We start from the raw sequence: 22,060 nt of genomic DNA, 5'->3' as shown, positions 1-22,060 counted from the left end.
GGGATCCTGCGCGAGTGCGGCGTCGCGCCCACTGCGCCCATACCGAATTCTCTCGGTTCACGAAGTGCCTGAGGTGTCTTCGTGCTGCCCGGAAGTTGTTCGGTCTGCTGTTTTTTCGCGATTCGAGGAGGCTCTGGTGCACGGTACGGAGTTGGGTGGGTTCAGCGCGCGACCGCAGGAAGCGGAGGCGCTCGCCGCGTCGCCACGATTCCCGCTGACCCCCGCCCAGCTGGGTGTCTGGTACGCACAGCTGCTCGACCCCGACGTCCCGATCACCATCGCCCAGTACGTCGACATCACCGGCGAGCTGGATGTCGCAGTGCTGCAACAGGTCACGGCCGAGGCGGCGCACGCCTACGGCTCACCGCTGGTACGCATCGGGGAAGCCGACGGCGTGCCCTACCAGGTCGTCGACCACGCCATCCGGATCTCCGACGAGCTACCCCTGATCGATCTGCGCCACCACGACGACCCGGTCGCCGCCGCCCAGGAGTGGATGCGCGCCGAATTCGGCGCCCCGCTCGACCTGCTCACCGACCGCCTCGTCGGCGGCGCGGTGCTGCGCGTCGGTGACCTGCGCTGGTTCTGGTACCTGCGCGGACATCACATCGTGCTCGACGGCTACGGCGCCTTCACCCTCTCCCAGCGCATCGCCGAGCTGTACTCGGCGCGCGTGCTCGGCACCGCGCCGCGCGAGGTCGTCCCGGGCGCGCTGGCCGAGCTGGTCGAGGGCGAGCAGCGCTACCGCGAGAGCACCCGCTTCGCCACCGACCGCGAACACTGGGCCCAGCGCATCGCCGGCCTGGACAGCCCGACCGGTCTCGACAGCCGCACCGCGCCGCGCGCCGCGATCAACCTGGTCACCGGCGGGCGGCTCTCGGAAAAGCTCGTCGCCCGGCTGGAAACCATTGCGGCCAGCGATGATTCGACCGTGTCCGCGGTGCTGCTGGCCGCCTTCGCCGCCTACCTCGGCCGGCTGACCGACCGCCCCGACGTGGTACTGAGCCTGCCCGTCACCGCCCGCACCACCGCGGTCATGCGCCGCTCGGCGGGCATGCTGTCCAATATCGTGCCGCTGCGCCTGCCCACCGGTGCGGCCGGCGCGGCGACCAGCTGGGGCGAGCTGCTGCGCGCGGCGCGGGTCGAGGTCGCCGGCGCGCTGCGGCATCAGCGCTACCGCGCCGAGGACATCCGCCGCGACGCCGAGGACGACGGCCGCCCCGCCCGCCGCGCACTGTTCGGCCCGCTGGCCAACTTCATGCTCTTCCGCCGCGAACTCACCCTCGCCACCACCACCGGCCGCTACCGGGTGCTGTCCACCGGCCCGATCGAGGACCTGAGCCTCAACGTCTACTACGGCGACCGCGACCGCGTGCACGTCGATTTCGAGGCCAACCCGCACCTCTACGACGCCGACACCCTGGCCCGCCATCACAGCCGCTTCCTGCGTTTCCTGGAGCGCCTCGCCGCCGCCGACCTGGACGCCGCGCTCGGCGCGATCGAGGTGGCGACCGAGCTGGAACTGCAGGTCAGCACCCGGATCTGGAACGCGACCCGCTTCGATGTGGACGCCGCGCTGGCCGAGCGCGATGTGGCCGCCGCGACCTTGCCCGCGCTGTTCGAGGCCCAGCTCGCGCGTACCCCGGACGAGCTCGCCGTGCGAATGGCCGGTGACACCACCGCCGATCTCACCTACCGCGAGCTGGCTGCCCGCGCGCACCGCCTGGCCCGGCATCTGAGCGCACAGGGCATCGGCCCGGAATCGCTGGTGGCACTGAGCATTCGGCGTTCGCCGGAACTCGTCGTCGCCATGTACGCGGTGCTCGCCGCCGGCGCCGCCTACGTCCCGATCGACCCCGATCACCCGGCCGAGCGCATCGCCCACATCCTCGGCACGGCCGCCCCCGCCGCCGTGCTCACCACCACCCGCGACGGCGTGCCCGGCGCGGGCACCGTGCCGGTACTGGCCGTCGACGCGCTGGACCTGAGCGGCTACGCCGACACCCCGCTGACCGACGCCGAGCGCACCGCGCCGCTGCGCCCCGCGCATCCGGCCTACGTCATCTTCACCTCCGGCTCCACCGGCCTGCCCAAGGGCGTGGCCGTCGAGCACGCCGCGATCGTCAACCGGCTGGTGTGGATGCAGCACACCTACCGCCTGCACGGGGTCGACGTCGTCCTGCAGAAGACCCCGATGACCTTCGACGTCTCGGTGTGGGAGTTCTTCTGGCCCTTGCAGATCGGCGCTACGCTGCTGCTCGCCGAGCCCGACGGGCACCGCGACCCGGCCTATCTGCGCCGGGTGATCGCGGAGTACGGCGTCACCGTGGCACACTTTGTCCCGTCGATGCTGGAAGCCTTCCTGGCCCAGCAGGAGATCGCCGTGCGTACCTCGCTGCGGCTGGTGTTCGCCTCCGGTGAGGCGCTGCCCGCCGCACTGGCGCAGCGGCTGCGGCTGCTCACCGGGGTGCGGCTGCACAATCTCTACGGCCCGACCGAGGCGGCCGTCGATGTCACCTTCCACGAGGTGAACGACGCCGACCGGGTCACCGTGCCGATCGGCGCGCCGGTGTTCAACACCCGGCTCCGTGTTCTCGACTCGCGGCTGCGGCCGGTACCGGTCGGGGCTCCGGGTGAGCTGTATCTGTCGGGGGTACAGCTCGCCCGGGGTTATGTCGGACGTCCCGAGCTCAGCTCCGGTCGTTTCGTCGCCGACCTCACCGAGCCCGGCGCGCGGATGTACCGCACCGGCGACCTGGTCCGCTGGACCACCAACGGTGAACTGGAATACCTGGGCCGCACCGACTTCCAGGTCAAGCTGCGCGGTCTGCGGATCGAGCTCGGCGAGATCGAGGCGGTGCTGGAGAGCGTCGATTCGGCCGCGCGCGCGGTCGTGGTGGTGCGCGACGACGCGGGTGTCGGCGAGCAGCTGGTCGCCTATGTGGTGGAGGCCGAGCCGGGCGCTGTCGCGGTCGGCGACCTGCGCGAAGCCGCGCTGCGCGCGCTGCCCGGCTATATGGTGCCCGCGGCTTTTGTGCTGCTCGACGCCCTGCCGGTGAACGCGTCGGGCAAGCTCGACCGCAAGGCGCTGCCCGCGCCTGCCCGCACCGTCATCGCCTACGCCGAACCCGTCGGGCCGGTGGAGCAGACCGTGGCCCGGGTGTTCGGCGAGGTCCTCGGACTGGACCGGGTCGGCCGCGACGACGACTTCTTCGCCCTCGGCGGCAACAGCCTGGTCGCCACCCAGGTGGCCGCCCGGCTCGGCGCCGACCTCGGCTGCCGGCTCGGCGTGCGTGACCTGTTCGGCGCGACCACGGTGGCCCGGCTGGCCGCCACCGTCGCCGAACGGGTGGAGGCGGGCGTCTCGGCGCAGCTGCCGGTCCTCGCCGCCGGTACACGTCCCGAGCTGATCCCGCTTTCCCCTGCACAGCAACGGATCTGGTTCCTCAATCGCTTCGACCCGGCCGCACCCGGCTACAACATGCCGTTCGTGGTCCGGCTGCGCGGTACCGCCGATCTGCCCGCGCTGGTAACGGCGCTGAGTTCGGTCGCCGACCGGCACGAGGCGCTGCGCACTGTGTTCCCCGCCGTCGCGACTCCGGGCGGTGAGGTGGCCGAGCAGGTCGTGCGCCCCGCCGGATCGTTCCGGATGCCCGAACCGGTCGAGGTCGACGCGGCGAGTCTGGACGCCGAGCTCACCCGATTCGCCACGGCCGGTTTCGATCTCGAACACGAGGCGCCGTTCCGTGCCCGCGTGTTCGTGGTAGCCGGTGAATCCAACCCGGTGGTCCCGCCGGACATGCCCGCAGACCCGGCCGCTGCCCGCGCTGAGGACCAGCACTCGCTGATTCACGCCGGTTCGGTCATGCCGGACGCGCCGGAGCTCGCGCTCGCTGTGGTGCTGCATCATATTGCCGCTGATGGTGTTTCGCTGCAGGTGCTGGTGCGCGATGTGCTCACCGCCTACCGCGCCGCCGCCGACGGTGTCGCCCCCGGCTGGGCGCCACTGACCGTGCAGTACGCCGACTACGCGCTCTGGCAGCGTGAACTGCTCGGCGCCGAGACGGACCCGCAGTCGCTCGCCTCGCGCGAAATCGCCTTCTGGGAGCGGACTCTCGCCGGGCTGCCCGATCAGCTCGACCTCCCCTCTGCCCGGCAGCGGCAGGCGGAGTCGAGCATGCGTGGTGCGCGCACCGGCTTCACCATCGACGCCGAACTGCACCGGCAGCTGGCCGCGCTGGCCCAGCAGGCGGGCGCCTCGCTGTTCATGGTCCTGCACACCGCGCTCGCGGTGCTGCTGGCGCGCCTGTCCGGCACCACCGACATCGCCATCGGCACCGGTGTCGCCGGGCGTGGCGACCGCGCCATCGACGACCTGATCGGCATGTTCGTCAACACCCTCGTGCTGCGCACCGAGCTCGACCCCGCCGCGAGCTTCACCACCGCGCTCGAGCGCACCCGCGAAACCGATCTGGCCGCCTTCGCGCACGCCACCGTCCCCTTCGACCGCCTGGTCGACGTGGTCAACCCGGCCCGCTCCCAGTCGCGGCACCCGCTGTTCCAGGTCGCGCTGAACTTCCAGGCCGTCCTCGACACCACCTTCGAGCTGGCCGGTTCCCCGGTGACGGTGCACGAGATCGAACTCGACACCACCAAGTTCGACCTGCAGATCACCCTCGCCGAACGCCGCGGCGCCGCCGGCGAACCCGCCGGTATCGAGGCCGAAACCCTCTACGCCACCGACCTTTTCGACGACACCGACATTCTCGATCTGGGCGCCCGCTTCGTGCGGCTGCTGGCCGCCGCCGTCGCGGCCCCCGCGACCCCGGTGGGTGAGCTGCCGCTGCTCTCGGCCGCCGAGCACGCCCACGTCACCGGCATGCGTGGCGCACCGGTCACCGCCACCGGTCTGCTCCCTGAGCTGCTGGCCACCGCCGTCGCCGCCGGGCAGGATCGCGACGCCGTCACCGACGGCGACCGGCACCTCACCTACCGCGAACTCGACCGGGCCTCCTCGCGGCTGGCCCGCGTGCTCGTCGACGGCGGGATCGGTCCCGACGATGTGGTCGCGGTCGGTATCCCGCGCTCGATCGAAGCCGTGCTCGCGGTGTGGGCCGTCGCCAAGGCGGGCGCGGCCTGGCTGCCGGTCGATCCCAGTTACCCGCTCGATCGCATCTCCCATATGGTCACCGATTCCGGTGCCCGACTTGGTCTTACGGTGTCGGAGGCACAGGACACGCTGCCGGGCCCGATCGACTGGCTGGTCCTCGACGAGCTGAAGCTGATGGCCGAGTGCGCGGCTCGCGCGAGCGACCCGGTCACCGACGCCGACCGGGTGCGGCCGTTGCGCGCCGGGCACCTCGCCTACGTCATCTACACCTCTGGATCCACCGGTCTGCCCAAGGGCGTGCTGGTGACCCAGGCCGGGATCGCCGGGTTCGCCGCCGAGGAGACCGACCGCATGTTCGGTTCCGCCGACGCGCGGGTGCTGCAGGTCGGTTCGCCGTCCTTCGACATCTCGGTGATGGAGTTCCTGCTCGCGGTGAACTCCGCGGCCACCCTGGTGATCGCGCAGCCCGGCCGCCACGTGGGCGCCGAGCTGGCCGAACTGCTGGCCGAGCAGCGGGTCACCCACGCGCTGATGACCCCGTCCGGGCTCGCCGTGCTCGACCCCGAACAGCTCGACGACCTGCGCATGGTGATGGTCGGCGGCGAGGCCTGCCCGCCCGATCTGGTCGCCCGCTGGACCGGCGGCTCGGTGCCGCGCGCCTTCGTCAACGCCTACGGCCCGTCGGAGACGACGGTCGCCACCAATATCAGCGCCCCGCTCTCGGCGGCGTCCCCGCTGACCCTGGGCAGGCCGCTGCGCGGCATCGCCGAGTGGGTCCTCGACGACCGGCTCCAGCCGGTACCGGTCGGGGTGGCCGGTGAGCTGTATGTCGCGGGCGCCCAGGTGGCACGTGGGTACCGGCGCCGCTCCGCCCTCACCGCCGGTCGCTTCGTGGCCTGCCCGTGGGAGCCGGGTGCGCGCATGTACCGCACCGGCGACCTGGTGCGCTGGACCGCCGAGGGCACCCTCGAGTACCTGGGCCGCAACGACGACCAGGTGAAACTGCGTGGGTTCCGGATCGAGCTCGGTGAGATCGAAGCGGCATTGCTGGCGCAACCGTCGGTGCGGCAGGCGGTAGTCCTGGTACACGCCGACGCCCATCGCGGTGATCAGCTCGTCGCCTACCTCGTCCCCGAGACCGATGCCGACGCCGTAGGTGCGCCGGGTGGTGTGGCTGTCGAGCTCGTCTCCGAGTCCGCGGCCGAGGTCGAACTGCGCGGCCACAGTGGCAATGCCGCCGATGCTGAACTGCGCGTCGGCGGTGGCAGTGGCGGCGGGGCCGACGCCCCCGGTAGTGGCTTGCCTTTCGAGGTTGAGGCGATCGCGGCGGTCCTGCGGAGCACGCTGGCCGCGCATATGGTGCCCTCGGCGTTCATGGTTGTTCCGGCGCTGCCGCTGACCCCGAACGGCAAGCTGGATCGCCGTGCGCTGCCCGCGCCGGTGTTCGCCGCCAATGCCTTCCGCACACCGGCCGCCGGGACCGAGTCCGTGGTCGCGCGGGTGTTCGGTGAGGTGCTCGGGATCGAGCGGGTCGGCGCCGACGACGACTTCTTCGCCCTGGGTGGCAACTCGCTCGTCGCCACCCAGGTGGTCGCCCGACTCGGCGCCGCGCTGGGGACGACGGTGTCGCTGAAGGTGCTGTTCGAGGCGCCGACCGTCACCGCGCTGGCCGCCCGCCTTGGCTCCGCCGAGCGCACTGGGCAGCGCCCACCGCTGGTGGCAAGCGAACGGCCACAACAGATTCCGCTGTCCTACGCCCAGCAGCGCATGTGGTTCCTCAACCAGTTCGACACCGATTCGGTCGCCGACAATATCGCCACCGCCATCCGCCTGACCGGCACCATCGACCACACCGCCCTGCACGCCGCCGTCACCGCGGTCTTCACCCGCCACGAGGCCCTGCGCACCCGCTACCCCGCCATCGACGGCATCCCGTTCCAGCAGGTAGTCCCCACCGACCACCTGGCCATCACCCTCACCCCCGCCCCCATCGCCCCCGCCGACCTGGACGACCACATCCGCACCCTCGCCGCGATCCCGTTCGCGGTCGACCAGGAACCCCCGGTCCGGCTGCACCTGCTGCGCACGATGCCCGAGAACGGCGCCGCGACGGCCGACGAGCACGTCCTGGTGGTCGTGCTGCATCACATCGCCGCCGACGGATGGTCGGTCGCGCCGCTGGTGCGTGATCTCATGGTCGCCTACGCCGCCTACCTGGCCGGCGACGAACCGTCGTGGACCCCGCTGCCGGTGCAGTACGCCGACTTCGCGCTCTGGCAGCGCGAGGTGCTCGGTGCCGAGGACGATCCGGACTCGGCAATGGCGCGCCAGATCGGCTTCTGGACAGCCGAACTGGCTGATCAGCCGGATCTGCTGAGCCTGCCCGGCGACCGCCCGCGCCCGGCCGTGGCTACGGGTCGCGGTGCGCGCCACGCCTTCACGATCCCCGCCGCGCTCACCGACCGGTTGCGCGCGGTGGCCACCGGTTCCCAGGCCTCGCTGTTCATGGTCCTGCACGCGGCCTTCGCCGCCACGCTCGCCAAACTGTCCGGCCAGCAGGATATTTCGGTCGGTACACCGGTCGCGGGGCGTGGCGATCAGGCGCTCGACGAGCTGGTCGGCATGTTCGTCAACACCCTGGTGCTGCGTACCCAGGTCGACCCGGCTGCCACTTTCGCGGAGCTGGTCGAGACGGTGCGCGACGGCGACCTGCGGGCCATGGCCCATGCCGATGTCACCTTCGACCGCCTGGTCGAGGCGCTCAACCCGGAGCGCTCCACCGCGCGGCACCCGCTGTTCCAGGTGATGCTCGACTTCCAGAACACCGCCGCCACCGAACTCGCGCCCGCCGGCCTCACCGCCACCGAACTCGAGATCGACACCCACACCGCCAAATTCGATCTCCAGCTGACCCTGCGCGAATCCGCCGACGGCCTGCTCGGCCGCATCGAGTACGCGACCGACCTGTTCGACGCGCAGACCATCACAACTTTCAGCACCCGCCTGCTGCGGATGCTGGAGACGGTGACCGCCGATCCCAACGTCGTGATCGGCGACATCGATCTGCTCGGCGCGGCCGAGCGCACGCGCCTGCTCGACACCTGGAACGCCACCGCGTACCCCCGCGACGAACGCATGACCCTGGTCTCGCTGTTCGCCGCACAGGCCGTGCGCACCCCGGACGCGATCGCGCTCACCTTCGAGGGCGAATCGCTCACCTACGCCGAGTTCGCGGCTCGGGTTAATCGCCTTGCCCGCCTGCTCATCTCGATCGGCGTCCGCCCCGATCGCACGGTCGCGCTCGGGATGCGCCGCTGCCTCGACCTGGTCGTTGCCATGTACGCGGTGCAGGCCGCGGGCGGCGCCTACGTGCCACTGGATCCCGAACACCCCGCCGACCGCATCGCTCGTGTTCTCGATGCGGCGCGCCCGATCTGTGTACTCACTCGCGCGATCGACGAACTCGACTTCCCCGCAACGGTATTCGACGGCATGGGTGGCTCCAGTACGCACGTCGACACCGGCTGCGCCGATCGTCCTGCCGTCCTCGACCTCGAGGACCTCGACACCAGCGACTATTCGGCCGCGCCCATCACCGACGCCGACCGCCTCGGCACCCTGACCCGCGACCACGCCGCCTACCTGATCTTCACCTCCGGCTCCACCGGCCAGCCCAAGGGCGTCGTCGTCTCGCACGCCGCGATCGTCAACCGCCTGGTCTGGATGCAGGACGCCTACCGCCTGACCCCCACCGACACCGTCCTGCAGAAAACCCCCGCCACCTTCGACGTCTCGGTCTGGGAGTTCTTCTGGCCCCTGCAGATCGGCGCCCGCCTCATCCTGGCCACCCCCGACGGCCACCGCGACCCGGCCTACCTGGCCGACCTGATCGACCACGAACAGATCACCGTCGCCCACTTCGTCCCGTCCATGCTGTCGGTCTTCGTCGCCGCCCTCCCCGACACCGCGGCCCCCACCGCCGCTCGTCCTGCCGTTGGCGAGCGCGCCGCTGCTGCCGCTGGCACCGCCCGCACCACTCGCTGCGGATCGCTTCGCCTGGTGTTCGCCTCGGGCGAGGCACTACCCCCCGCCCCCGCCCAGCAGTTGCGCGCACTCACCGGCACGGCTGTGCACAACCTGTACGGCCCCACCGAAGCCGCCGTCGACGTCACCTTCCACGAGGTGATCGACGCCGACATCGTCACCGTGCCGATCGGCGTGCCGGTGCACAACACCCAGGTCTACGTCCTCGACAGCCGCTTGCGCCCGGTGCCGGCCGGGGTCCCCGGCGAGCTGTACCTGGCCGGCGCCCAGCTCGCCCGCGGCTATGCGGGCCGCGTCGACCTCACCGCCGACCGCTTCGTCGCCAACCCGTTCACCCCGGGCGCGCGCATGTACCGCACCGGCGACCTGGTCACCTGGACGGTGGTCGACGGCGATACCGAAGGCTCGCACGGGGAGCTGGAATATCTGGGCCGCACCGACTTCCAGGTGAAGCTGCGCGGCCTGCGTATCGAACTCGGGGAGATCGAAGCCGCCCTCGCGGCCCGGCCGGAGATCGCCCAGGTCGCGGTCCTCGTCCGCGACGACACCCTGGTCGCCTACCTGGTCGGCGCCGACCTCGACCTCGACGCGATCAAGTCAGCGCTGGCCGGCACCCTGCCCGCCTACATGGTCCCCGCCGCCTTCGTCGTCCTCGACGAGTTCCCGCTCAATGCCTCCGGCAAGCTCGCCCGCGCCGCCCTGCCCGATCCGATGTTCGAGGCCGCGGTGTTCCGCGCCCCGGCCGGCGAGGTGGAGCAGATCGTGGCGAACACCTTCGCGACGGTCCTCGGCTTCCCCGCCGATCGGGAGGTCGGTCTGGACGACGACTTCTTCGCCCTCGGCGGCAACTCCCTCAACGCCACCCAGGTCGCGGCCCGCCTCGGCGCCGCACTCGACACCCAGATCCCGGTCCGGCTGCTGTTCGACGCCCCCACCGTCGTCGACCTGGCCGCGCGCTGCGCCGCCCTGCGCGGCACCGGCGGCCGACTGGCACTGACCACTCGCGAACGCCCGCAATCGATTCCGCTCTCGCCCGCTCAGCGCCGGATGTGGTTCCTCAACCGCTACCTCGCCGACGCCGACGGCCCCGGCGACGCCGTCGACAACATCCCCGTCGCCCTGCGCCTGATCGGTGACCTCGATATCGCCGCCCTCGACGCCGCGCTCGCCGATGTCGTCGGCAGGCATGAAACCCTGCGCACCAGCTACCCGGACGGTCCCGACGGCGCCGAGCAGCACATCGCCGACAGTGCGGGCAGCACGCTGCGCGCCGAGGCGATCAGCGCGGCCGAACTGCCCGCCCGCCTGCTCGCCTGCGCCGCCATCCGCTTCGACCTCACCGCCGAGATCCCGCTGCGCGCGGAACTTTTCGCGGTCGCCGGCGAACACGTGCTGGTCCTGGTCGTGCACCACATCGCCGCCGACGGCTTCTCCCTCGGCCCGCTGGCCGCCGACCTGATGACCGCCTACGCCGCCCGCCGCGACGGCGCCGCCCCGGCCTGGACACCGCTGCCGATCCAGTACGCCGACTACGCCCTCTGGCAGGACGAGAACCTCGGCGACCCCGCCGACACCACCTCGCTCGCCCACACCCAGCTCGCCTTCTGGCGGCGCGGCCTGGCCGGCCTGCCCGAACAGCTCGACCTGCCCACCGATCGCCCGCGACCCGCCGAGTCCAGCTTCCACGGCGGCGTGCACCGCTTCCAGATCGACTCCGATCTGCACAGTGAGCTGCGCGAACTGGCCCGCAAGCACGAGGCCACCCTGTTCAGCACCGTGCACGCGGCACTGGCCGTGCTGCTGGCGCGCCTGTCCGGCGGCAGCGACATCGCCATCGGCACCCCGGTCGCCGGGCGCGGCGAGGCCGCACTCGACGGGCTGATCGGCATGTTCGTCAACACGCTGGTGCTGCGCACCCAGATCGACCCGCGCGCCGAATTCGAGACCACTCTCGACGCCGTGCGCGCCGGTGACCTCGACGCGCTCTCGCACGCCGACCTCCCGTTCGAGCAGATCGTCGACGCCATCGCCCCCGCGCGGGCCCGCAACCGGCACCCGCTGTTCCAGGTGGCCCTGGTCCTGCAGAACTTCACCCTGCCCGCCCTGGACGCGGCGGGCTTGCGCGTCGCGCCGCTGGACTTCGACGCCGCCGTCGCCAAGTTCGACCTGCAGTTCACGGTCCGCGAGTCCGACGATGTCGACGGCCGCGCCGACGGTATGGCCATCGAGATCGGCTATGCCACCGACCTCTACGACGCGGGCAGTATCGCGGTGCTGGCCCGCCGCTTCACCCAGATCCTGGCCGCCGTCGTCGCCGATCCGACCGTCGTGGTCGGTGACATCCAGCTGCTCAGCGCCGAGGAACAGCAGCGCACCCTGCACGACTGGGCCACCACCGGCGACTCGGTCGCCGCGGCGGGTGAGTCCATGGTCGACCGTTTCGCCCGCGCCGCCGCACTCGACCCGAACGCCGTCGCGGTGAAGGCAGGCGCGACCACTCTCACCTACGGCGAGCTCGACACCTGGTCCAACCGTCTCGCCCGGCGCCTGGTCGCCGCGGGCGTCGGCCCGGAAACCCTGGTGGCCGTGGCACTCCCGCGCACCGTGGAACTGGCCGTCGCGCTGCTGGCCGTGCTCAAGGCCGGCGGCGGCTACCTGCCGATCGACCCCAACTACCCGGTCGACCGCATCGAGTACATTCTCGACGACGCCCGCCCGCTGTGCGCGATCGCCGGCGAGGCCACCGGACTGCCGCGTGACTGGTTCGGCGGCCCGGTGATCGACCCCGACGCGGCCAATCTCTCCGGCTTCGACGCGACGCCGCTCACCGACGCCGACCGCCGCGCGCCCCTGACCCCGGCGAACGCCGCCTACGTCATCTACACCTCCGGCTCCACCGGCCGCCCCAAGGGTGTGGTCGTCCCGCACGCGAATGTCGTTGCGCTGCTGGACAACACCGCGCGTCACTTCGGGTTCGGCGCCTCGGATGTGTGGACGATGTTCCACTCCTACGCCTTCGACTTCTCGGTGTGGGAGCTGTGGGGCGCGCTGCTGCACGGCGGCTCGGTGGTCCTGGTCGACTACTTCACCTCGCGTTCGCCTGAACAGTTCCGCGAACTGCTGCTGGCCGAGCGGGTCACCGTGCTCAACCAGACCCCGTCGGCGTTCTACCAGCTCATTGCCGCGGATCTCGCCGCCGAGCCGGCCGAATACGACTTGCGCACAGTCATCTTCGGCGGCGAGGCGCTCGAGCCGCAGCGGCTCGACGGCTGGTTCGCCCGCTACCCGGGTTCGCCGCGGCTGGTGAACATGTACGGCATCACCGAGACCACGGTGCACGTCTCCTACCGCGAGATCACCCCGGAGGTGGGCTCGGCCAGTGTGATCGGCGGTGCCATCGCCGGACTGGCTGTGCGCGTGCTGGATTCGCGTCTGCGCCCGGTCCCGGTCGGCGTGCCCGGCGAAATCTACGTCTCCGGTGCGCAATTGGCGCGCGGCTACCTGGCCCGCCCCGATCTGACCGCGGGCCGATTCGTCGCCGACCCGTACGGCGCGCCCGGCACCGTGGCCTACCGCTCCGGTGACCTGGCCCGCTGGACCGCCGACGGCGACCTGGAATACCTGGGCCGCGCCGACCAGCAGGTCAACCTGCGTGGCTTCCGGATCGAGCTCGGGGAGATCGAGGCGGCCCTGCTGCGCAGTTCGGCCGCTCCGCGCGAGGTCGCGGTGCTGGTGCGCACCGACCTGGTCGACGAGCCGCGCCTGGTCGCCTACCTGGTGGCCGGCGCCGACAGCCCGGTCGTCGACGCCGCCGCGCTGCGCCGCGAACTCGGCCACACGCTGCCCGAGCACATGCTGCCGGCGGCGGTCGTGGTCGTCGACCACATTCCGCTGACCGTCAACGGCAAGCTCGACCGCGCCGCCCTGCCCGCCCCCGTCTTCGAGACCACCACCTACCGCAAGCCGGCCACGGTCACCGAGGAGATCGTCGCCGCGGTCTACGCCGAAGTACTCGGCGGCGACCGGCCGATCGGCGCCGACGACGACTTCTTCGCCCTGGGTGGCAGCTCGCTGCTGGCCGCCAAGGCGGTCGCCCGGATCGGTGCCGCACTGGACCGCCGCGTCGGGGTGCGGATGCTGTTCGAGGCACCCCGGGTGACCGAACTGGCCGCTGCCGTCGACGCGCAGGGCCGGGTCGACCGGCCCGCGCTGGTCGGCCGGGCCCGTCCCGAACTGCTGCCGCTCTCGCCCGCCCAGCAGCGCATGTGGTTCCTCAACCGGTTCGACCGCGCGTCGGTGGCCTACAACATCCCGTTCGCCCTGCGCCTGTCCGGTGAACTCGATGTCGCCGCGCTCCAGTCGGCGATGGCCGATGTGGTGGCCCGGCACGAGTCACTGCGCACCGTGTACCCGGTCGTTCCGGCCGGCGCTGCGGGGTCCGCTACCGCATCCGGTCGCGCCACGACGACCGACGGTACGCCCGTCCAGTCGATCGTGCCTGTCGCCGAGGCGATTCCAGCGCTCGAGCCGATCACCGTGACCGAGGCGGGACTGCCCGCCGCGATTCGCGAGCTGGCCGCGACCACCTTCGACGTCACCACCGAGATCCCGGTGCGACTGCGCCTGTTCCAGGTGAACGACACCGAACACGTACTCGCCGCAGTGCTGCACCACATCGCCGCCGACGGCTCGTCCATCGCGCCGTTCGTCGCCGACCTGATGCGCGCCTACACCGCCCGCCTGGCCGACACCGCGCCCTGCTGGACCCCGCCCGCCGTCCAGTTCGCCGACTACGCGCTGTGGCAGCGCGACCTGCTCGGCGACGAAGCCGACCCGGAATCGATTGCCGCCCAACAGGTCTCCTACTGGCAGCAGCAGCTGTCCGGCCTGCCGGACCAGCTCGCCCTGCCGACCGACCGCCCGCGCCCGGCCCGGCAGAGCCTGCGCGGCGACAAGGTCTGCTTCGCCGTCGACGCCGATCTGCACGCGGCCCTGGTCGCGCTCGGCCGGGGCAGTGGCGCCACGCTGTTCATGGTGGTCCACGCCGCCTTCGCCGCGTTGCTGGCCCGCCTGTCCGGGACCGCCGACATCGCCGTCGGCACCCCGAACGCGGGCCGTGGCGAGGCCGAACTCGACGAGGTCATCGGCATGTTCGTCAACACCCTGGTGCTGCGCACCGAGGTCGCCGCCGACGCGCCGTTCACCGAACTGCTCACCGCCGCCCGCGCCGCCGACATCGCCGCCTTCTCGCACGCCGACGTCCCCTTCGAGCGTCTCGTCGAAGTACTGAACCCGGCCCGCTCCACCGCCCGGCACCCGCTGTTCCAGGTCGGCTACTCGTTCCAGAACCACGATCGCAAGCAGCTCGAACTCCCCGGCCTGACCGTCTCGGACATCGAATTCGATTCCGGGGTGGCGCAATTCGACCTGCACCTGTTCGCCCTGGACAACTACACCGCCGACGGCGCGCCCGCGGGCATCGAGCTGGCCCTGGGTTACGCCACCGACCTGTTCGACGCCGCCACCGCCCAGCGTTTCGCCGCCCAGCTGCACCGCGTCCTCGAATCCGTCACCGCCGCACCGGAAACCGTCGTCGGCGACCTGGACCTGCTCGGCACCGACCGCACCCTGCTGCTCGACACCTGGAACGCCACCACCCACCCGGTCGCCCCTGCCACGCTTGCCGACCTGGGTGTGCGCCAGGCCGCCCTGACCCCGCACGCACCCGCCCTGGTGGACGGCGAGACCGGCGAGGCTCTCGACTACCTCGCCTTCGAGGCCAGGGTCAACCGCATCGCCCGGCTGCTGATCGCCGAGGGTGTCGGCCCGGAACGCACCGTCGTGCTGGCCATGCGCCGCGGCCTCGACCTGGTCATCGCCATGCACGCGGTGGTGCGGGCCGGCGGCGCGTATGTGCCGATCGACCCCGATCACCCGGCCGACCGGATCGCCTACATCGTGGCCACCGCGGCCCCGCTGTGCGTGCTCACCACCGCGGCGGACGGCGTCCCGATCAGCGTCGACGTGCCGGTCTTCGAACTCGATCACCGCATCCTGGCCGAACTGTCGGACCAGCCGGTGACCGATGCCGAACGGCTCGCGCCCCTGCGCCCCGAACACCCGGCCTACGTCATCTTCACCTCCGGCTCGACCGGTCTGCCCAAGGGCGTCACCGTGCCGCACGCGGCGATCGTCAACCAGCTGGCCTGGCTGCACGAACGTTTCACCATGACTCCGGCCGACCGGGTACTGCTGAAGACCCCCGCCACCTTCGACCTCTCGGTGTGGGAATTCTGGTCCCCGCTCACCTCCGGCGGCGCCCTGATCGTCACCCGCCCCGGCGACGAGCGTGACCCGGATCGGCTGCGCGCCACCATGACCCGCCACGGAGTCACGGTGCTGCACGCGGTGCCGTCCCTGGTCGGCATGCTGCTGGCCACGGAATCCACACCTGCCCTACCGGATTCGCTGCGCGCCGTCCTCGCCATCGGTGAGGCGCTGCCAGCTGCCCTCGCCACCCAGTTCCGGGCGAGTGGAACCGGAGCCCGCCTGCACAACCTGTACGGGCCGACCGAAGCCGCGGTGTCGATCACCGAATACGAAGTAGCGCAAGATCCATCGCATGTGGTGCCGATCGGTACCCCGGCCTGGAACAGCGCCCTCTACGTGCTCGACGCGCGCCTTCGTCCGGTCCCGATCGGTGTCGCCGGTGAGCTGTATCTGGCCGGTACCCAGCTGGCTCGCGGCTACCACGGCAGGCAGGCGCTGACCGCCGACCGCTTCGTCGCCGACCCCTTCGCGGGCACGGCATCCGATGGCCGGATGTACCGCACCGGTGACATCGTCCGGTGGCGCGCCGACGGCACCCTCGAATACCTCGAGCGCGCCGACTTCCAGGTCAAGATCGGCGGCTTCCGGATCGAGCTCGGCGAGGTCGAGACGGCCCTGCTGCACTGCGCCGATGTCCGCGCCACCGTCGCGATCGCCAAGACCGACGAACGCGCGGGCGCCCGGCTGATCGCGTACGCGGCGGTCACCGGGCTCGTCCCCGGTGACGAGCAGAACGTCGCGGCCCGGCTGCGCGGTGAGCTGTCCGCCGAACTGCCCGCGTACATGGTGCCCGCCGCGCTGGTCGTCCTCGACGCCCTGCCGCTCAACGCCAACGGCAAGGTGGACCGGGCGAAGCTGCCCGAGCCGGAATTCACCGAGGCGGCCTTCCGCGCCCCGGTCACCGCCACCGAACAGCTTGTCGCCCAGACCTTCACCGAGGTGATCGGCTGCGCGAGCGCCGGCCTGGACGACGACTTCTTCGCCCTCGGCGGCAACTCGCTGATGGCGACCCGGCTGGCGGCACGCCTCGGCGCCGCACTCGACGCACAGGTACCGGTGGCCGCGGTCTTCGAAGCCCCGACCGTGGCCGCGCTGGCGGCCCGCCTCGCCGTCGCCGACCGCACGCCCGCCCGCCCGCCGCTGACCCGCCGCACCGGCACCGGCCCCGCGGTCCTCTCGCCCGCCCAGCAGCGCATGTGGGTACTGCACCAGCTCGCGCCGCAGTCCGCGGCCTACCACATCCCCGCCGCCCTGCGCCTCACCGGCGACCTCGACCTGCCCGCCCTGCAACAGGCCGTCGGCGACGTCCTGGCCCGCCACGACACCCTGCGCACCCGCTACCCGGACACCGATTCCGGCCCGGTCCAGCAGGTACTCCCGGCCTGGTCCACCGCCGCCGACCTGACACCGATTGCGATCTCCTCGTCCGAGGTCGAGTCCCGGATCGCGGCCCTGGTCGCCCAGCCCTTCGACATCACCGCCGCCCCGCCCGTCCGAGTGGCGCTCTACCGCGTCACCCCGGCCCCGGAGATCTCCACGCCGCCGCACCCCGCATCCGCCGGTGGTGCTGTGCTTCGCGCGGTCCCTGCCATGGGCCCTGGGGCGACTGTTGCCGGGAGTGATCCTGTGCTTCGGCCGGTGCCTGCCGGTGTCGATCCGGGGGAGTCGACGGGTGCCGAGATCGGTGCTGCGATCCGGCCGGTGCCTGCCGGTGTCGATCCGGGGTCGGCTACCGGTGCCCGGGTGACCGAGCGCGCGCTTCGCTTGGTGCCCACCGGTCCCGATGTGGTGGCGTCTTCCGGTGGCGTGCCCGAGTACGTGCTGGTCGTCGTGGTGCACCACATCAGCGCCGACGGCTACTCGATCGCGCCGCTCACCCGGGACCTGGTGCGCGCCTACGTCGATCGCAGTGCAGGAAACGAACCTGGTTGGGCCCCACTGGAAATCCAGTACGGCGATTTCAGCGTCTGGCAGCGTGACCTGCTCGGCACCGAATCCGATCCCGACAGTGTGCTCACCGAGCAGCTCACTTACTGGACCCGGGAACTGTCCGGCGCGCCGGAGCTGCTCACCCTGCCCACCGATCGCCCGCGTGCCACCCGGCGAGAAATGCGCGGCGCCGCCGTCGAATTCGCCATTGATGCCACACTGACCCGCCGCCTCGACGAGGTCGCTCGCACCCACGGCACCACCCTGTTCACCGTGGTGCACAGCGCGCTGGCCGTGCTGCTCGCCAAGCAGTCCGGCAGCGCCGACATCACCATCGGCGCCCCGGTGGCCGGGCGCGGTGCCCGCGAACTCGACGACCTGGTCGGCATGTTCGTCAACACCGTCGCCCTGCGCACCGAGGTCGACTCGCGCGCACCGTTCACCGACCTGCTCGCCCAGGCGAAACGCCGTGACCTCGCGGCCATTTCGCACGCGGATGTCCCGTTCGAGCAGGTCGTCGACGCCATGGGCCGCCCCCGTTCCGGTGCCTACACCCCGCTGTTCCAGGTGATGCTCACCTTCCAGAACATGCCACCGGGTGGCGTCGAGCTACCTGGGCTACAGGTCCAGATCCTGGACCCCGGCCTCACCGAAGCCAAGTACGACCTGCACCTGACCGCCCTGCAACGCTACGACGCCGCAGGCGAACTCGACGGGCTCGACGTGCACTTCGGTTACGCCACAGACCTTTTCGACTCTTCGACCATCCGCATCCTGGCCGAACGGTTCCGCAAGGTGCTCGACGCCGTCGCGGCCGACCCGGCCGTCCCGGTGCGGGCCATCGACGTACGCACCGACGCGGAGAAGACCCCGCGTCCACGTACCTACACCATCGCCGATCTCCCGAGCCTGGTCGGCTCGGCGGCTCGGCTCGCGCCGGCGACCGTGGCATTCGCCCACGGCGAGCACGCCATCTCGTTCGGTGCACTCGATGCCAAGCTCACCGCGGTGAGCCGGGCAATGGGTGCGGCGATGAAACCCGAAGCGCTCGTGAACGTCGCGCTGGCCGGGCTGGTGCCCGGCGTGCTCGCCGCGCTCGGCGCCTCCGGCCTGACCTCCACCCTGCACACACTGGTGACCGATGCCGCCGCGGTGATCGCCGGGTCGGGGTCGGCCGACGACTCGGAAGGACAACTCTGATGTCGCACACGGATTCGGTCACGGCCGCTGTCTCGCTCGACGCGCTGCTGCGCGATCCGGCGCGGGAACGGCGACGTGACCCGGCGACCCTGCTCGCCGCCTTCACCACCCAGACCGCCCAGCACCCTGATGTCGTCGCGGTGCGCGACGGCGCGGTCGAACTCACCTATCGCGAGCTCGCCGAACGTGTCGACGCGCTCGCCGCCGTCCTGACCGATCACGGCGTCGGCCCCGAGACCGTCGTCGCGGTATCGCTACCGCGCTCGGTCGAACTGGTCGTCGCCGTGCACGCGGTGATCACCGCGGGCGGCGCGTTCGTCCTGCTCGATCCCGACGCGCCGACCGACCTGTTGCAGCGCACCGTCGCCCTCGCCGCGCCGGTCCTGCTGCTCACCACCCCCGGTACCCCGCATCCGGCCGGTGTCCCGGTGCTGAGCACCGACACCGCCGACGTGCCACCGGCCGACCTGCCAGGACCGGGCGCCGACAACCCCGCCTACCTGGTGGTCGATGTCGCCGCCGCCAACGCGGTGGTCGTCGGACACCGTGCCGCCCAAGCGAATTCAGTGTGGCGCCAGCGTCTGTGCGGGATCGGCATCGACGATTCGGTGCTCTGGCACGCCCCGCTCACCGGCCAGGCCGCGGTGGGGGAGATGCTGCTGGCATTGCAGACCGGCGCCACCCTGGTCGTCCCGACGAGCACGATGCTGGCCAAGGCGATCGCCGAAACCCGCGTCACCATCGCCTGTTTCGACCCGGCCGAGCTCGCCGTCCTCGCCGCGCTGCCCGACGCCGAGGAACGCCTCGACTCGCTGCGCGTCGTCCTGGGCTGCGGTGCCCTACCCGCCAAGACCGCGGCCGCGCTGCGGTTCGTGAGCGGAGCGACCCTGTGGCACGTCTACGGCAGGCCCGAGACCGCCGGTGAGGTGGCCGCGCACGAGGTGACCGGCGCCGACCTGGAAATCGTCCCGATCGGCGCGGCCGCCGACGACGTGGAACTGCTGATCCTCGACGAGCAGCTGTGTCCCGTCGCCGATGGCGAAGTGGGCGAACTCTACGTCTCAGGCGTGCAATTGGCGCGCGGCTACCTGGGCAGGCAGGCCACCGCGGCCACTTTCCTGGCCAACCCGATCGGGCCCGTCGACGACCGCATGTTCGCCACCGGCGATCTGGTGCGGCGCAGGCCACCCGCCGACGGCTGGACCGCCGAGCTGGAGTTCGTCGGCCGCGTCGACGACCGCACCGACCCCTACGCGACCGAACCGAGGACGGGCGGTCTGCCCGGTGAGCTGCTGCTCGACGAATTCGAAGCGCAGGCCGCCGCCACCCCTTTCGACCCAGCGGTCGTGTACGCACCGGGCGAACACGCGACCTCGATCATCACCTACGGTGATCTGGATCGGCGGACCAACCAGCTCGCCCGGCACCTCACCGCACTCGGTATCGGCCCGGAATCCGCTGTCCTCGTAGATGTTCCGCGCTCGATCGAGCTGGTGGTCGCCACCTACGCCGTGCTCAAGGCGGGCGGCGCGGTCGTGCCCGTCGACGCGGGCACCGTGCCGCCGCCGGTGGCGAACCCGGCGCTGGTGCTGACCGTCGCCGCCCGCAATCACGCTGTGGTGTACGACATTCCAGTAGTTGCCATCGACGAGGTGCGTTTATCGGAGTACTCCGACGAACCGATCACCCGCGCCGACCGCCGCGAACCGGTGCTGCCCCAGCACCCGGCCTTCGTGCTGTTCCCGCCCGGCGTCACCCGCGGCATCACGGTCAGCCATGCCGCGGCCGTGCACCGGGTCACCGCCATGCAGGGCAGGCACAGCTTCACCGGCGGTGACGTGTACCTGCATCAGGGCGAGGCCACCGAATGGCACGGCTACCTGTTGCCGCTGCGCGTCGGGGCGACCGTCGTGCTGACCGAACCGCCCGATCCGAGCCGGTTAACCGACTTGATCGCCGACTACGGCATCACCGCCGCCGACTTCACGCCGCAGCGTCTCGCCGCGCTCACCGACCATGTCCACCGCGGCGACCTGCGTACCCGGATCACGTCGCTGCGCAGCGTCGTCGTCCTCGGCGCACCGCTGTCCGCAGCCGACGTCCGGGCCTTCGGCGCGGTCAGTGACGCGCGTCTGCACCACGACTACGGCCGCGCCGAAGCGACCGTCACCCTCACCTATCCGCTGGCCCCCCAGGCGAATTCGGCCGAGTCCCCGCCGGTTCGGGTGCGCGAGTGGAACCGTCGCGTCTACGTTCTCGACGCAGCCCTGCGACCCACCAGTCCCGGCGTCCCCGGCGAGCTGTATCTGGCGGGCACCCAGCTGGCCCGCGGCTATCTCGACGACCCGGTCCCGACCTCGGATCGCTTCGTGGCCAACCCGTTCGGCATCCCCGGCGACCGCATGTTCCGCACCGGTGAGCTGGCGCGCTGGGAGATCGTCGGCACCAGCGCGGCCCTGGTCCGCCTCGGTGACCTCATGAAACCCGTCGCGCCGTCGGCGATCACCGCGCGCGGGGCGAGCATGCGCGCCCGGATCGGTGCCGGCATCGGCGATCGGGTCGCGGATCTGGCGCGCCGCCACGCCGTTCCGCCGTTCGCGGTGGTCCGGGCGGCGATGATGGTCGTGCTCGCCTGGCAGGCGGGCACCGCCGTCGCCGGCGCCACCACGCTCTCCGAAATCCTCTGTGCCGAACCGGATCCGGTGATCGCCTCGGCCACCGCCGCGACCAGCGAATCCTGTGCCAGTTCCGGCCCGCACGGTCCCGTCACCCTCAGCTACCTCGATTCCGGCACCTTCCCGATCCCCGCCCTGGAACTCACCCCGCTGCGTTTCGACGGCCCCACCGTCGCCGACGGCGTGCACATCATCGTCTCCGCCCACCCCGATCCCGACGGCCACCTCGGCCTCGAAATCGAATACAGCACCGACCGCGTCGACGACCGCACCGCCGCCACCCTGCTACGCCGCTTCTCCCGCGCCCTCGGCCTGCTCACCGCCGACCCCGACGCCCCCAGCGACACCTTCGACCTGCGCTAACGAAAGGCCCCCCATGACCAACCCGTTCGACGACGAGAACGCCCAGTTCTACGTCCTGGTCAACGCCGAAGGCGAACACTCCCTCTGGCCCACCTTCGCCGCCGTCCCCGGCGGCTGGACCGTAGCCTTCGGCGCCGCCCCCCGCACCGCCTGCCTCCACTACGTCGAATCCCACTGGCTCGACATGCGCCCCAACTCCCTCATCGCCGCCATGGCCAACGACGCCTGACCCCACCCCCTGTCTGATCAGTCACTGCCCCGCGGGCGCCGATCGATTCTCCTCGGGTCGCCACGCACGTCCCTTCTCGAGCCCAATCGGAGCACCCAAGGGTGCCGGTGTCGTAACCGTCCCTGCCCGGTTCCCCGCACCAAACCCCGATTCGCGTCCTCGGCCAACACTGGTAGCCCC

The 22,060-nt window shown here is 71.5% G+C and carries 3 protein-coding genes; all 3 read left to right on the top strand.

Annotated elements, in window-relative coordinates; genetic code table 11:
* Window positions 1-136 precede the first annotated feature (136 nt).
* From ACFXK0_RS27710 to ACFXK0_RS27700, 3 genes are read left to right on the top strand one after another with little or no spacing between them, the layout of a single operon-like run.
* Window positions 137-18,613, top strand: coding sequence for a non-ribosomal peptide synthase/polyketide synthase (locus ACFXK0_RS27710; RefSeq protein WP_379413942.1), 18,477 nt, complete (start codon window positions 137-139; stop codon window positions 18,611-18,613).
* Window positions 18,613-21,651, top strand: a complete 3,039-nt coding sequence (locus tag ACFXK0_RS27705) for an AMP-binding protein (RefSeq protein ID WP_379413941.1) — start codon at window positions 18,613-18,615, stop codon at window positions 21,649-21,651. The genes ACFXK0_RS27710 and ACFXK0_RS27705 overlap by 1 nt, the downstream gene beginning before the upstream one ends.
* A 13-nt stretch (window positions 21,652-21,664) precedes the next feature.
* Window positions 21,665-21,880, top strand: a complete 216-nt coding sequence (locus ACFXK0_RS27700; RefSeq protein WP_379413939.1) for an MbtH family protein — start codon at window positions 21,665-21,667, stop codon at window positions 21,878-21,880.
* Window positions 21,881-22,060: the final 180 nt, after the last annotated feature.

The organism is Nocardia sp. NPDC059177 (genome assembly GCF_042755165.1).
In the GTDB taxonomy this organism is placed as follows: domain Bacteria; phylum Actinomycetota; class Actinomycetes; order Mycobacteriales; family Mycobacteriaceae; genus Nocardia.
Note: the sequence above shows the minus strand (reverse complement) of the source record. Positions and strands in the feature narration are given on the sequence as shown.